Here is a 14,293-nt window from a genome sequence, read left to right as displayed (position 1 = left end):
GGGTTCCAGCCCGCGACAGCACTGGGAATTCCTGAAAACATCCCTGATCCGGGCCAGTCGGAGCGATGTACGACCCGATCCGGCACGCCAAGTGGGCACATTGTGCACACCCCCTTTTGGGGGTTTCGAACTCCCCTGCCGACGGTTCATTGGGAATTCCTTGCTATCAAATTAAGACTTTTTCCACAGCGCTTAGCGCCGTATCAGGTGTTTCTTGATCAAGATGGCGCTGCGTTTCAAATCGATGTCGCCGGTGGCCACACCAACAACTAGGTCGAAGGCATCGTCGGTGCTGAAGTCGTGCCGGTAGCCGTTGATCCAGAGCAGAAGGATCATAAGCGTCCAGGCCGTGCGTTTGTTGCCGTCGATGAGTGGATGAAACCTGGCCACGGACTCGAGGAGTGCTGCGGCCTTTGTGGCCAGTTGAGGATAAGCTTCCGCTCCCATGACCGTCGTTGCAGGGCGCGCCAAGGCAGACGCGAGCAGCCCGACGTCACGGATGTGAAACCCGTACTGGTCGATCACCTGCAGTGCGTCCTCAATCTCGAGGTAAGGACTCATGCGTCCTCAAGGCGTTTGAGCAGCTCCGCATCGTGGCTCATCACGAAATTCAGACCCTCATTGATCTCCCGACGGCGACCGTGCCGCTGGAGGATCAGCTCAGCCCCTTGGAGAAGCAGCGCCGACTTGGATGTGTGTTCCTCGGCGGCAAGCACATCGAGGCGGTGGTCAAGGTCTTCGGGAACTCGCAAATTCATAGCCATACTCCATGGTACCAATTCAGTACCGAATGCACCGCAGCTCCCGCTCATGGTCCCCGACCGGGCCCTCGGGACGAGACTGCTGAAGGTTTGCAGACACATTGCCTGTGAGGATTTGAACCTCGTGGGTGGAAGGATGTTCATCAAGCCCAAAGCCTTTTCCGAAGAATTCCGCCGGGATGTCGTCGCGGTTACACCCCATCGGCAGATCGCCAAGGACTTCGGTGTTTCACCGGCTGCACTGCACCGCCTGGTGAAGATCGCCGACAAAGACGGCGGTGGGAAGTCCGTGCTTCCAGCCGATCTCAGGCACGTACCCCGTCGCAATCAAGTTCACGGCGTTCTGAGCGCGGTCCTGCTCCCGACAGATCTGCACGATTCCTTCGCCCATCGGACCATCACTCAGCCAGGTGTGCGGCACGCCGTTCCGCCCGAAGACCTCCGAGACCAGGCACCTGCATCCGTAGCCTGTATCTCCCCACCGTGCCAATCGACAATTTGCGAATTCTCGAAGAGGTTGACATAGAAATTAGCCGCCTCCTCCGCCTGCCCCTTGAACCATAGGTACGTTCCGATTTCAGTCACGGTCTTTCCTTTCCGCCGCTACAACCCGTGCCCACGGCGTACGCTGGCGGTCCCGCACCACAGCGGAGACGAACCTGTGGCCAATCCCAGCACTGCGGAGGGCTTATGCCGAACCAGCGTCTCAATGGCGTCAGCGGCCAGAACGCCGATGTCGTTGCTGTTTGGGAAAATGCCAACCGCCATGGGCACCACCTTCCCTGCCCGGACACCAGGAACTGGTAGCCGGAGCTGCTGCACAAGCTCGGGCGAACACTCAGTCTGTCCGGGCGATCATTGCCACCCGGCCCATGCCCCAGTATCTGAAAGAGCTGGTCGAAACTACTCACATCGCACAGGCCCCCGGACACCATGAAAAGGTGTGAAGAAATCCGTGCACAGCCACTATGAAGGAGCGGCCACTAAACGAACCCTAAAACCAGCCCCGGATACGCCATCCAGCCGGCTGCATAAAACGGTGTTGACAATGTCAACACGAAATCAGGCACCAAAACGCCCTGACCTGCTGCTTCACTGTGCCCGAGGTGGGACTCGAACCGCATTTCCGCCCTTGCAAACACTGGGTGGCCGCGGAAACACGCGGAATCCGGACCTGTATTAGCCAATCCAGACCAGTCCTGCAGGCAATGTGTTGACACTGTCAACACGGCAAATGCAGCCAAACTGGAACGACCATGCCCGAACACCGAAACAACGATCCCTGCACCGTTTGCCGAAATATTTGTCCGAACCAAACCTCCGGGTAGCCGGATACGCTGCCTTATCCGCTTGACTACTCCACAAATTTTTGCAGTTGTAAATCAGGATCGAGGTCCCTGTAATCTTCCTCACTCTCCACACCTGGGCATTTACCAAGCAGCCGCTTTGCCCCTCCTCGCAGCCCTGCGCGTCGCGGCCATCTGGCTACTTCACACAAGGGAATCTAATCGTGCGTCTGGTAGGGGTACACCCCAACCAGACGTAAACCCGTAGTAACACGATCCTAATGAACACATGTCAACTTGAGGTCCGAAATATCCTATCTTGACACTTATGCATCAGGCTCTTTGAGTTGCCTTGACGCTATTTCGAGGGGAACAATGACTGGTCAATCATTCGGTTACATCCGGGTCAGCACCCTAGATCAAAATACGATCCGACAACTAGACGGGGAACCTCTCGACCGTGTATTCACTGACCACGCTTCCGGGAAAGACCAGAACCGTCCCCAGCTGGAGGCGTTGATGGATTTTGCCCGTGATGGCGACACTGTTCTGGTGCATTCGATGGATCGTCTGGCACGGAACCTCGATGACCTCCGTGCGATCGTCCGCCGGCTAACCGAGAAGAAGGTTCAGGTTCGGTTCGTGAAGGAAAATCTGGCCTTCACCGGAGACGACACCGCGATGTCTACATTCCTGCTCTCCGTGATGGGGGAGCTCGCCGAGTTCGAACGAGCACTCCTCCGAGAACGACAACGCGAGGGCATCACCTTGGCCAAAAAGGCTGGCGTCTACAAAGGCAGAGGAAAAATGCTCAATGCCGAGCAGGCGGCCGCACTCATTCGGCGCGCTGCTGCTGGCGAAGCGAAAGCCGCCCTCGCCCGAGAATTCGGAGTCAGTCGCCAAACCATCTACCAATACATACGCCCTAACCCTTAGATTGCCCCTGACGACACCTTCAGGAGTACCGGGCCAACGAGGATCGAGTAGACCGGGACCAATCAGGGACGAGCACCCCGAGGCCCGTCCCGAGGCAGTAAAGACACCGCTGTCTTTCAGCCCATCAGCGGCGTTCCGGATATGCCTCTCTGGCCCGCGATGACTGAGTGGATGAGACGGCGACTAGCGCCCCATTCTGGTGCGCGGCCCGGAGTCCGGTCCCCTGTTGGGACATCTGGGGACTCCGAGATCCTGGGGCCGCATTCGGCAGCTGGCTTTAGGCCCGTGAGGGAACCGAGTAAATCCGGCTCTTCAGAATCGAGAGTGTAGTTTCGGTCTGAATCCGCCGGATTCCAGCAACGATCTTGCGACGGTATGTTCCCCTCGGGGTTATGAGTTGGCTTCAAAGACGGGCTCGATAAAATCAGCACGGCGCTTGTCAACGGTCTTTTCCTGTGCCTCTCGCATAAACAAGGTCGCCGTCGCCCAGTCTGCTTGCAGCCACTTCACCACCACGTCCCCATCTAGCTTGTCCGAGAGAATCTGCTAGCTGGTGCGAGCCGACACCAGCCCTGGCTCGACATCCTCAGTTGCTCCAGTGAAATCGAACGTCCCCAAGTCGTTTAGGGTAAGTACTACCTCATCCCACACAATATCGAGTCACGCCTGACGAGCATCTTCCAAGGCCGATTCCGCAATGGCGTTAGCATGATCCGCGCGGCCGTTCGCTCCCCTTGCGATGTCGTTGGCATTCCGCGAGCTTTTCCACGATAAACCAGCAACTAGTAGGGAGAGCGCCGCGATTGAGACGGAGAACCACTCGTTGCCCCGCCAAGATCGGCATCCCCGGTTTCACACGATTGCCGCTTTAGTAACGCTCTGCCGCTTTGCATCTGACGCCAGCATGTACAGCAGCTGCTTTGGCTGCGTCTCAAGGAACTCCCGGAATAACGGACCATATTTTCCGTCGAGGGCATCAAATACCTCAACAGGCTGATATCTGGTCAGCCTGCCAAGCCAAAAACAGAGTCGCATTGAGACACCCAGCCACTGGGGCATCCGTTGCTCACCCGTCGGCGAGAGGTAGAGGTAGTAACGCCGATATGGCGGGTTGGCAGTTACTGTCTGCCAAAGCGCCGGCCTGATGCCTTTGACGGCTTCTACTACGAGGTCGGCAGCCCGTCCTTAACAAGGCGTTGGAGAACTCTGCTCGAGTACGTGATACATCGACGATACGGTTGCGTCCTGGACGGAAAAAGCACCAAGGACGGCTTCCAGCTTCGGTTGCGTCATCACCGCCTTGAGGCCCCGACTTCGCGCGCGAAGTGTGGCTCTGCTGATGTAGAGGACAACCAAATCTGGTTCGCGGTTGCATGCAGCGGCAAAGTCTGAAGCACCTGGTGTTAAAAGGAAACACCTACACCGAAGGCGCCACCGCTCGCACGCGGCGATTCTATAGTGTGCTCTGTGACCCACCACGAATCGATAGCCCTCAATGGAACCCGCATAGCTGGAACACGCCGGGTCGAAGCATTCACCACGATCGCATCCGCCAGGCTGATGCTTTCTTGGCCGGCTTCGCCTGGGCCATTGAGGGCCCCGAGATACCCCATGGCCGTTTTAGCCGCTTTGACTTTGGAATCCGGCTTCGCTCGTTCGCGGATGCCAGCAGTTTTCAAAATAGTGTCCGCAGCACTTTCTTGTGTTAGTAGGCGGAACTGCGCAGTCGAAACCGGCTGCCCCTTAACGATCCAGGAACCAACGACTAGGACGACGAGTGGACATTTTTCATTACGTTCAGCGGCTGTCAGAATGTTTAGCAAGAAGGGGTCGATTGAAGTCATGAAGTAAAGCCTACCTGCGGGGCCACGCGCAATAGAATGCAGATTTATCTGAGGACCCTCGGCTTCGCGATAGGCACTAATTGCAGGGCACATGTCATTAGTTTGCGTGCCTTTCGCCGCAGGGAGTGCCCCCGGGCGGCCGCAAAGTCGCTTAGCTGATATCTGGCTCTTCAGAATCCAGACAGTAGTTTCGGTCTTTATCCGCCGGATTCCAGCACTTATCTGGCGACGGTATGTTTCCCTCGTGGTTATGTTGACCAGTTGCTTGGACGAGAACCCAGGTTCAAGCGTCATGGCCCTGTTCTGCCCGCGAGGCACCAGCAGGAAGATGACCACCGACGCAGCCGCCCAAAGAATCACCCGCCACACTTCTCGAGCTGCCAGCGTTTGTCTCACGATCGCCACCTAGCACGTGACACCTCACGCTAAGAGTTTGCCCAAAGTTTAGTTGACATTTGACTTGTGAGTTTTGCCTTGCAGTGGACGACTCAACCGGTCCCGGCGCGGTCGAAGATGTGCCTCTGGATCAGCGTCGGGCCGGCCGCGAAGAGCGTGAACCTGACATTGGTCTCTGGAGTCCTGATCACCCGTCTCTGGGTCCCGTTCTCGGGCGCCCTAAATATTACCCATGCGGTGAAGAAGAAGTTGTAGGATGTGATATAAAAGCTAACGTCCTTGCGCACTTACGGATGAAAATGGGGCTTCAATGAAAAGTCGTGTCATAAAGTCTGCGTTCATCATCGCAGTCACATGTATTCTCACCAGTTGCAGCGGATCGCCTCAAACCCCGCTCACAGCCACCTCAGCGATGTCCAGCCCTCAGACGTCCCCCTCGACCACGGCGATGACTTCGGTCCCGACCCCGACTAAGGACCCATTTTCGACCCCCGCAGAAACGCCGACGCCCAGCAAACCGTCAACCACAACTGGCCCCGGGGTAATAGCATCGCCAACAGAAAATGGGGGGGTCATTACTGTTTCACTCGCTGATTTTTTCCGCCCGTCCTCTAACTGGCTGGAAGGTCGCTATGACGTTGCAGACCAGCAGAATATCTCGGGGATAAAATCTGTAGTAAATCAATGCTATTCATCAAGTCCTGTGCAATTAGAACTTCGGCTAGCAAACCATTTCAAAAAGCTTAGCTTCTCCGTGGGGCAGGCCAATGATTCTGACAAATCAGACCAAGTGCTTGTCGTCCGTACTACGGGAAATAATAAACAAATCGAGGTGCATCCTGTAGCTTTTAACTCTCATCAAGAGTTCGAAGTTCCTGTGACTGATGTTAACGCCGCCACAATAGAAATGTACCTTGACGGCGCTGTTTCTAAATGTGGCGGAAGTGTCGACGCCGTCCTTTATGATATTAAGCTCCAGTAACATCAAAAGTGGAACAAAAAGATCATTCCCAGAACCGTCCACTCAATCAACCTGCTGCCGACTTCACCAGTAATAAGGCGCGAGGGCCGAGAGATAGAGATGTCAAACAGGCCAAGAGCCGTAATTCAAAGCGCCGTCGATATGCCGAATGGGCTGCAATAATTGGGGTGCCTCTGGGTATTGTTATGGCAGTTTGTGCCGTTATTGGGATAATTCCAGCCTTTTCCTCGAAGGGAGGTGAGACAGCCACAGACCACGGCCCATCTCAGCTTCCTTCCGGCCAGGAAAGTACTTCTGCGGCTGGATTCACTAACCCGACCGCTGTTAGTTTTCTCCCTGTAGGGACTTGCCTTTCGGATACCAGCACAGACTCACCCCCAATCTCCTGTCAAGTACCTCACAGTATAGAAGTCTTTGCCAACCCCGGAAACTGCAGCAAAAATACCCTCATCACGTACCTCGGAGGTAACTCGACCGTTGATATTCTCCGCAATGACCTGACAATCCATGAGGGGGGAGACGGATATTGCTTAGTAATATTCCCATCCTCGATCATCTTCGACACATCAGCCCGAGGGGTACTTGGTCGTCCCCGCTCGGCTGTTCTGAGGCAATGCATCAATGAGGTAACGGGCATAGATATAAATTGTCAGGAGAAACATACTGCGGAGGTCGTCGCCGTGGTTGAGAAATCAGAAACCCAGATCGTAGATTGTATGGATAAGACGGCAATTTACATCAGTAAGAATCCCGCTGATCTTCGTCAACAGCTCACGGTAAAGAAGGAGAATATCGATAACGGATTTCGTTGTATTGTAGCGGCGAACGCATCAAATCAGCTTTTAGGCACCGTTCGTATGCTAGGAACTTCCTCAGTACCTATTTCACCTTACTAGGGGAGGCTTGTGAAAAGTGAAATATCCGACGTTAGCGCGAATTTTTCACCAAAAATCAGCCGTGGACGACACGGGACAACGAGGCGGGACGGCCTTGTCCAGGCACAGGAACCACCGGGGCCGGCTGGGTTCTAAGTAGCTGGGGGATTTGCGCTGAGGTGCTGTCCGTTCTTGCACCACACCCACCTAGCGCCGCGCACGCCAGGAACGAAACCGTAAACCGTCGCGTCGAGGCATAGGCTGACGAGAATGGAAGAAGAAGATGCAGAATTTCAGGGGCACCGGGTAGGGGTCGGTACCAATTCTGAGGGGGAAGCCGCTGTAGGCCGGAAAGCTATATGGGCCGCAGCCGTGGAAGAGAACCTTGTGGAACTGTGTATGTCACTGATTAACCCGCTTGACTGCGAGGTTGGCTATGCCGTGGTTGCAAACTTGAGCGCATCATCGATGATCCAGCTTGCAAGGAAACTGGCGACTGACTCCAATGCGGTCAAGGATGAGGAAAGGGCGGAAGTCCAAGCAATGCTCACCGAAGCGAAAGCAGCACTGGAGCAGCGCAACAAGATCCTCCATGCGAGCGTGGGCGAACTGATGTTCGAGGGCAAGACGGCATTCCGCCACCGGACAAAAAAGGGGCCCGGAGCGTCCGGGCCGCAGCCACGTTGGGAGACCACCTTGCGTGGATTGGAGGAGCTTGACGAGATCGGCGCACGTCTTTTCAGGGTGTCAGAAGACCTTTGGGGATACGTCAACCTGCCAGCGGAAGAAGTTCTGACCGTCCTCCCGCTGGAACCTGAACAGGCCCCCGACTAGCCCTAGCTTCACCTAATGGTGTTCCGCTAAACGGCGCAATTTGTTCCGTAATTACGCAGACCGCCATCAAGAATATCGTCGCATCCTTGTCTGTGAATCTGAGGTCGTACCCCCATCCTTGCTCCCACGAAGGACCACTACAACGTGCGGTGAGGTGCTGAACCCACCTCCTTGCCCGAATTGCCGTGAACGCTAGTTGGCGGCGTCCTCCAACTAGCGGACAGGTGTGTCCGGTAGCCGATCCCTCACCGTAATCCGTCGCATCTCAGGGACGGACCATCCTAATTTCTGGCAGCTCGCTCCAGTCAGGTGGCAACAGCTTGCGCCCCATCCGGACTGAACCCTGACTTTTGGTAAAAGGCTCTGGCACGCGGAATGTCCTCAAACACCCAGAGGTTAGTCGGAGTATCGCCGATGGCGGCTTCTATAAGTTGGGCGCCAAGACCCGAACCGTGGGCCCGGCTCAAGGTATAGATCCTATAAAGCTCCGGGATGCCCGCCCTATCAGGGTCTCTTCCCGGGCCCGCGTTTGCCACTCCCACTACTGTTCCGGCCTCATCATGGGCCACGAGCCGGGGGTCTTTGCTATCCAAGAACGGCCTACGCTGATTCACACGTTCCGTAATACTGTTTCGGCGGCTGGCAAAGAATGGCGATGGCAGCAAGTGTCCGTAGCATTCCTCGTGGGCAGCCGTGTGCATCCTGACTATGGCTTCGGCGTCAGCAGGCGTAGCCTGGCCAATCCTGTAGGGCATTCGTTCAGACTAACGAAATAGCCGCGGATAAGGTCACGTTGCTATGAGGACGCCAAGCGCCCAAAGCACCCGTAAGCCGATCCTCAACGGGGCATCGCATCGAGCGAGAGCTGGCTCGCGAGGTCACGTGCGCAGTCATCGGTTGAGCGATATGTGGTGTCGACCTCTAAGTCATAGACAACGCCGGCGTGCACGCTCAGTGCTTGCTGTCGCGCCATACCTTCTACACGGTCGAGGCGTTGTGCCTCACGGGATGCGACGACGTCTGGGACGCAGCGCACTCCCACCCAGATCAGGTCCACTTCACCGAATGTTGACCGGATACGCTCCTGGCCGGCATCCCCCGAGAGAAGGACCTCATCGAGGATCACGTGGGCCCCTGCCCGGGCCATAGCGCCGAGTCCGGTATACCAACTGCGCTCTAAAGCCCGATGCTCAGCGCTGAAGGCAATCCTGCCGCCCGGCTCAAAGGTAATTCCTGCGCGCGGGCTTTCACCCCCGCCAGGAAGGGCATCGATAAAAGTGTCCACGCCGAACGTCAGCCAGATGCCCGGGAGGATTTCCTGAAGCGCCCTGGCAATTGAGGACTTGCCGGAGCTCGATCCGCCGTTCAGCACGATCACTTGTGGATTCCAACCGGTAGACACCCCACGAGCCTAGCCAAGAATCGAGAAGCAAGCACGCCCGTAAGCCAACCTTTGACCGGACTGCCTGCCTTCTTTCGTTTGTGCCGCAATCCTACGGCCTGTCGAAACCTCGGGCTACGTCAACAATTTATCCAATCCTGACATTCGCATCCTTAGAGAAAAGTAGCCTCTTATGGGACGCTGGAGAGGAAGACACTTGACTCGACTTGGTCATGGCGTGTCAGCACCGCAGACGAGGACGCCGAAATGCAGATCGGGGAACTGCAACCCGCGGGATGCAGACACATCTACCGCGACCACGGAATCAGCGGAGCTAGCGCAGTTGCCCCCGATTTGGACAGAATGCTGGGCTACCCCAGCCGGAGTGATGAAGTCACGGTGGGGAAGCTGGACCGGCTCGGGCACAACACCCGTCATTTGCTCGGACTCCTCGACCACTTCAAGGCGACGGCATCGCCACCCCCACCGACAGCGAACTGGGTGGGACCATGGCCCAAGCCTTGGTCCCATTATCTTCGCCCAGCTACAACGCGACCAGTTCCCCGAACGCGCCACAGCCTGGCATGGTCGCCGCCGCCTCCCATGGCGACAAGGCAGGACGACAGGAAATCACTCACAATCACAACGACAAGCGGGCCCGCGATTTGAGCACCCGGCCCTCAAGGCATCAACATGGGGAAGATCATCGGAGTAACCCGTGCCGCCGGCTACAGCCACCTCAGCAGGACCATACGCGCCCACGGCTAAACCGAGAAACCTGACAACTTACTTGGGCAACAACGGCCCTGAGCTGATCACAGTCATTTCGTCATGTGTAAGTTCTTGGTACCACGCAGGCTGGTGGATGGGCACCAAGGTGACCTTTCCTTCTAATTCGCGGGTGAGGAACCGAAGAGCTTGGAACAGCGGCTCCGATACTTGGCGTTCGGCGACGTACGCCTCGTATGAAGTTTCTCGATCTTCATGACCGTGGCCTTTTTTTGCGGCAGGAAGCGCATCCGTGGGGGTCCAGATCGGATATGAGGTGGCTATATGAAAAATTCCATTTCGTGGCTTGAGAAATGGTCTATTGTCCTCGGCCGCAGTGATGACGACTTGGTGCATCGCCCGATCTCGGGCATGTCGTAAACCTGGCAGAACCTGCCCATCACTGTCCCGATCTCGACGAGATGTATAGCCCGGGATTTCGCTTCTTAGCTGCTCGTCAAGCGCGCAAGCCCAATGTAGCGATTCGGTAGCTGCAACAGCACAGGAAAGCATATACTTGCGTCGACTTGAGTCAAGAGCACGCCAGACAGCCGCTGCTAAGCCCCGATGAGCAAGCGACATAGCCTCTGGTCGGTCCGAAATCCCCATAGCCACAGTTTCTCATAACACTCCAGATCACTAAGACACTACGACTTCACCGCTTGACCTGGCCCGGCTCGACCCCGACGGCGATCTCATCGCCTGTGAAACCCTGCCCGGACACCCCTGAAGCGTGACGGCCAAGGTCCGAAACCGGATGGGCCTGCCTAGCCATGCCGCCCTGCTGCTTCCCTGTCCGAGGACCTGTGCAGGCAGAGCGAACCCGGTGAAATCAACCCGTTCCGGTGGCCCGGCGTCAGTACGCGGCCCCGTGGCTGGGCCTTGTTGTCAAAACGTGAGGTCAGGATCCCTGCCAGCACCACTACAGCTCGGCACTACCGCTGAATGTGGCTCCGCGGGGCAGAATCCAGTGGCCAGGACCGCTTCGCGAACGCCGGGCCTGGCGTATCTCATATGGCGCTGGGTGTGGGTGAGGTCGATGCCCCGGCGCACTTCTCGCCATGATGAGTTGATGCAGTCCCGAAAAGCTCACCGGTGCATGGGAACTAAGGGAGCGGTATATGGTTCTATCGGACGTATCCGCACCGAATCATCGTAGAACTCAATCGGGGGACAATTGAAGGCCAAATTCATGGGGGCAATGGCGACCCTTTCACTCGCACTACTTTTGACCGGTTGCGCCGGGCAGGTCGCCCCGCAATTTGGGTCCTCGATGGCTGTGCCCGCATCTCCGTCGATTACGTCGGAGTCCCTCACGCCTTCCGCTGTCCCCAATGCGGACCCGAACGCGGCTGGCTGCAAAGCTTTCGCAAAAGCAAATAACCAGCTATCCAGCTACATGACCGACGGCAAGAAGAGCTTGACCGCCGAGCAATGGAAGGCAGCAGAGGCAGCGGCCGTTAACGAGATGGACAAAGCCGGGCTGACGACAACTGGCACCGTGAAGGAAAGAATCACCGCGCTTGTGTCGACCATCCCTGCAGATCCCACAGACATGGAATTGTCGACGGGCCGGGTCCTCGCTGAGACGTACAACACCACACTTGACCGGATCGCTAATGCTTGCGCCGCAGACGGGGCTACCGTTTCGCTATCGAAGGTGATTCCGGCGCCAAAATTCTAACAGCTGGGAGCCCCTAGGGCGTGTCTCCCAGATCCTAGTGTGTGAGCCGGGATGACTGGTTTTAGGACGACTTGCGAACTGCTGCGCGCGCGCGTGTCGCAATTGGAAAACGGGTACGCCGAACGATTCAGCGATGAGGAGCCCCGGAAGCTCGTGCCGGTACATTAGCGCCCATTCCCGACAGGCACCAAGGCAAGGACGGGGACGGCCAGAATGCACCCCTAAGTGTGCCCCGTGGCTACCAACCACACCAGCGACCCATCATCATAGGTGGCGGCAACACAAAATTTTCCCCTGCCACGGCGGAGCCAAGCGCACATAAGCAACTTATTTGAGGAATACTCGCGAAATCTCCGGTCACGGCCGGCGCTCTTGGTGGGATGGGTTAGGGGTTGACGTTGTCCGCGCGCCGTGAAATCACGGAGAAGGAAGCTGCAGAGTATTATCGGGCTTCGAAGAAGGGCCGCGCGTCGCACACGTGCGTGTAGAGCGAGTCATACCGCTCATCCTGTCCCGCCCCCACGCGTCCGGCAAAACAGATCGACGGCGTCTCCATTATGGTGTCACCCTCGAAATGGGCGCCAGGGGGAAGTGTCGAATGACTAAGGCAGACAAAATATTGAGCAGGCCTGTCAGTGCATAAATGATTTTCGTTCTGGCCTTCTCGGCAGCCGTTGGCCAGCCGATTACAACGATGGTAGGGCCGACCACTCCTAATTCGATGAGAACCAGCCAATGGTTGCACGTGGCGCCTCCAAGGAGAACTCCCACGAGCCAGGAACACGCCAGTCCGAAGGCACCTCCGGCCGGGCATTGACACCAACCACGCCAACGATCCGACCGCCCGTCCACCCACCCAACGGCTTACGAGTTTTGCGGCGCGAGCTTGGATTGGATTGGATCTGCGACTTCGCCAACTCACCCTTACCGCTTCGGTACCGTCATACCATCCGCCGATCTACTGAGGGCTGCGCAAACATGGATGCTGCAGTAACCGTTTAAAGCCTGGCTGTCCGCCGCGGACGTCCCCGGCGGAACAGATGTTGACCTGGAATTACTCTCGTCGGGCGCTCCCCCGAAGGCTTGGCCTAACATGCCGTTGTCACCATCGGCGGCGGATCCGCTGGCTCGTGCGAGGACGCAAAAACTGCACTACCGTCCAAGGCCAAGACAGCTGCAGGGCCAGGGACCTGCTAAAGCGCGACGTCGCAAACCATACCTGGATCACGGACTTCACCTATTTATCGGTGTGTTCAGGCTTTCGTCTAGGTTGCGCTGGTCATCGACATGCCCTCATGGGCCATCGCGGGCTGAGAAGCGTCAACCGTCAATGACACCGCCTTCATTGACACTGCCTTCGCATGACCCCGTGGCTGCGCCGAGAGGGGCCCAGCGTTCCGACTGGCCGTCCCAAGGCGCAAACTACTGGCCACTGACACCCCTTAGAGGGAGAACCTGAAGGAACACACGCGGAATGCATCCGTCCCACACCGATTACAATCCGATAGCCTGAACCACAAACTAGCCGCTTAACATCGTCTGTGGTTGACGCCTGGGAGTGAAAAATGTTCGACAGAGAAATGATGGGTGGCGGCGGTCTCGTCTGGCATTACAGCGATGGAGCCGGACTGAAGAGCATTCTCGGGAACCGAGTGCTGTGGGCGAGTTCTGCTGCGTATATGAATGACTTCCAGGAACTCATCAGCGGTGACGACGTTCTCAACAAAATATATGCGCGACTGAAGGAGGAAGTCTCTGAAAATCACCGTGAAGAGTTACAGCAAGCAGTTAATGTTAGTGGCCATGGCAAACTGCCCATAGGCGGCCACGTAACTGCCCACTGATGGCCAGCAGAAATGCCCATTGGTGGCCATGAGATCTGCCCACTCTTATTTTCTAGCATCGCCGTGTTGTTAACGGCGGGAGCCCCTTCCTGGGGTTTGATGTCGGTGTCTAGTCGCACCAAACCAAACCAGGAAGAGGCTCTGTATGAAGTCTGACGGAGAAATCATGGAAATTCTTGAAGCGTATGATCTCACGAAGTCGTTGCGTGCCGCAGCCCAGCTGACGGGCTGTTCGCATCACACCGTGGCCAAGCACGTCGCCGCCCGCGATGCCGGGCGGCCCTTGGCGGAGCCGGTGGCCCGGGACAAGATCACTGATGAGTACCTGCCCAAGATCGAGGAGCTCGTGGAAAGGACACGGGGCCGGATCCGGGCCGATGTCACCCACCAAAAGCTGGTGGGCATGGGCTATGCGGGGTCTGAGCGTTCCACCCGCCGCGCGATGGCCCAGGTCAAGGCCGAGTGGAAGCTCGGGCGGGTGCGCGTGCACCGGCCGTGGGTCACGGAGCCTGGCGGCTGGCTACAATATGATTTCGGAGACGGCCCTTATATTGACGGTGTGAAGACGGTGTTGTTCGTTGCCTGGCTGGCGTGGTCACGGTTCCGGATCGTCATCGCTTTGCGGGATAGGACGGCGCCGTCCGTGTTCGCGGCCCTGGATAGGTCTTTCCGCATCGCTGGCGGGGCACCCACTTATGTCCT

16 protein-coding genes and 2 pseudogenes are annotated in these 14,293 nt (G+C 57.1%); 9 read left to right on the top strand and 9 right to left on the bottom strand.

The features are described 5' to 3' along the window. Positions 1 to 192 precede the first annotated feature (192 nt). Both IV500_RS18510 and IV500_RS18505 read right to left on the bottom strand, forming a co-directional pair. On the bottom strand, positions 193 to 561 hold the full coding sequence (locus IV500_RS18510) for a type II toxin-antitoxin system death-on-curing family toxin (RefSeq protein ID WP_196398295.1): 369 nt from the start codon (positions 559 to 561) through the stop codon (positions 193 to 195). Further along, a complete protein-coding gene (locus IV500_RS18505) occupies positions 558 to 758 on the bottom strand; it encodes a ribbon-helix-helix protein, CopG family (RefSeq protein ID WP_196398294.1) in 201 nt (66 codons plus the stop codon). The genes IV500_RS18510 and IV500_RS18505 overlap by 4 nt, the downstream gene beginning before the upstream one ends. 139 nt (positions 759 to 897) lie before the next feature. Here IV500_RS18505 and IV500_RS21690 point away from each other — a divergent pair. Further along, positions 898 to 1,065 (top strand): annotated as a pseudogene (locus IV500_RS21690) (transposase); the annotation flags it as partial. Here IV500_RS21690 and IV500_RS18500 read toward each other — a convergent pair. The 3 genes and pseudogenes from IV500_RS18500 to IV500_RS18490 all read right to left on the bottom strand — a co-directional run. Continuing rightward, positions 991 to 1,152 (bottom strand): hypothetical protein, encoded by a 162-nt coding sequence (locus IV500_RS18500; protein WP_196398293.1) that lies wholly within the window; start codon positions 1,150 to 1,152, stop codon positions 991 to 993. The pseudogene IV500_RS21690 and the gene IV500_RS18500 overlap by 75 nt on opposite strands. Before the next feature lie 11 nt (positions 1,153 to 1,163). After that, the gene (locus IV500_RS18495) at positions 1,164 to 1,346 is read right to left on the bottom strand and encodes a VOC family protein (RefSeq protein ID WP_196398292.1); all 183 of its coding nucleotides are present in this window, start codon (positions 1,344 to 1,346) and stop codon (positions 1,164 to 1,166) included. A 60-nt stretch (positions 1,347 to 1,406) separates the two neighbouring features. Then, positions 1,407 to 1,529 (bottom strand): annotated as a pseudogene (locus IV500_RS18490) (glucosamine-6-phosphate deaminase); the annotation flags it as partial. Between the two features lie 893 nt (positions 1,530 to 2,422). Between IV500_RS18490 and IV500_RS18485 the strand changes: the two are divergent. Continuing rightward, entirely contained in the window at positions 2,423 to 2,983 is a 561-nt protein-coding gene (locus tag IV500_RS18485) for a recombinase family protein (protein ID WP_196398291.1), read from the top strand. Between the two features lie 852 nt (positions 2,984 to 3,835). Here the strand turns inward: IV500_RS18485 and IV500_RS22335 are convergent. After that, positions 3,836 to 4,129 carry a YaaC family protein gene (locus IV500_RS22335; protein WP_196398342.1) on the bottom strand — a complete coding sequence of 98 codons (294 nt, stop codon included), beginning with the start codon at positions 4,127 to 4,129 and terminating at the stop codon, positions 3,836 to 3,838. Positions 4,130 to 4,386: 257 nt separating this feature from the next. Further along, positions 4,387 to 5,223, bottom strand: coding sequence for a hypothetical protein (locus IV500_RS18475; protein WP_196398290.1), 837 nt, complete (start codon positions 5,221 to 5,223; stop codon positions 4,387 to 4,389). 66 nt (positions 5,224 to 5,289) lie between these two features. On the opposite strand from IV500_RS18475, the gene IV500_RS18470 reads away from it, so the two are divergent. The 3 genes from IV500_RS18470 to IV500_RS18460 all read left to right on the top strand — a co-directional run bounded on the left by IV500_RS18470 (position 5,290) and on the right by IV500_RS18460 (position 7,914). After that, positions 5,290 to 5,478, top strand: a complete 189-nt coding sequence (locus IV500_RS18470) for a hypothetical protein (protein ID WP_196398289.1) — start codon at positions 5,290 to 5,292, stop codon at positions 5,476 to 5,478. Between the two features lie 193 nt (positions 5,479 to 5,671). Further along, positions 5,672 to 6,205 (top strand): hypothetical protein, encoded by a 534-nt coding sequence (locus tag IV500_RS18465; RefSeq protein ID WP_196398288.1) that lies wholly within the window; start codon positions 5,672 to 5,674, stop codon positions 6,203 to 6,205. Positions 6,206 to 7,452: 1,247 nt separating this feature from the next. After that, complete coding sequence (locus IV500_RS18460; RefSeq protein WP_230855169.1) at positions 7,453 to 7,914, top strand: hypothetical protein; 462 nt, start codon at positions 7,453 to 7,455, stop codon at positions 7,912 to 7,914. 305 nt (positions 7,915 to 8,219) lie between these two features. Here the strand turns inward: IV500_RS18460 and IV500_RS18455 are convergent, their stop codons facing one another. Continuing rightward, positions 8,220 to 8,615 (bottom strand): GNAT family N-acetyltransferase, encoded by a 396-nt coding sequence (locus IV500_RS18455; protein ID WP_230855174.1) that lies wholly within the window; start codon positions 8,613 to 8,615, stop codon positions 8,220 to 8,222. A gap of 137 nt (positions 8,616 to 8,752) precedes the next feature. After that, a complete protein-coding gene (locus tag IV500_RS18450) occupies positions 8,753 to 9,316 on the bottom strand; it encodes a chloramphenicol phosphotransferase CPT family protein (RefSeq protein WP_312875986.1) in 564 nt (187 codons plus the stop codon). A 246-nt stretch (positions 9,317 to 9,562) separates the two neighbouring features. Here IV500_RS18450 and IV500_RS18445 point away from each other — a divergent pair, with 246 nt between their 5' ends. The 4 genes from IV500_RS18445 to IV500_RS18430 all read left to right on the top strand — a co-directional run. Beyond that, on the top strand, positions 9,563 to 9,964 hold the full coding sequence (locus tag IV500_RS18445; protein WP_230855168.1) for a recombinase family protein: 402 nt from the start codon (positions 9,563 to 9,565) through the stop codon (positions 9,962 to 9,964). Positions 9,965 to 11,264: 1,300 nt separating this feature from the next. After that, positions 11,265 to 11,747: a hypothetical protein gene (locus tag IV500_RS18440; protein WP_196398286.1), complete on the top strand. Its 483-nt coding sequence runs from the start codon at positions 11,265 to 11,267 to the stop codon at positions 11,745 to 11,747. Between the two features lie 1,565 nt (positions 11,748 to 13,312). Then, positions 13,313 to 13,591, top strand: coding sequence for a hypothetical protein (locus IV500_RS18435; RefSeq protein ID WP_196398285.1), 279 nt, complete (start codon positions 13,313 to 13,315; stop codon positions 13,589 to 13,591). Between the two features lie 145 nt (positions 13,592 to 13,736). Continuing rightward, a partial coding sequence (locus tag IV500_RS18430; protein WP_512699640.1) for a transposase occupies positions 13,737 to 14,293 on the top strand: 557 nt, incomplete at its 3' end.

The sequence above is a fragment of the Arthrobacter terrae genome (genome assembly GCF_015708085.1).
Classification (GTDB): domain Bacteria; phylum Actinomycetota; class Actinomycetes; order Actinomycetales; family Micrococcaceae; genus Arthrobacter_M; species Arthrobacter_M terrae.
Note: the sequence above shows the minus strand (reverse complement) of the source record. Positions and strands in the feature narration are given on the sequence as shown.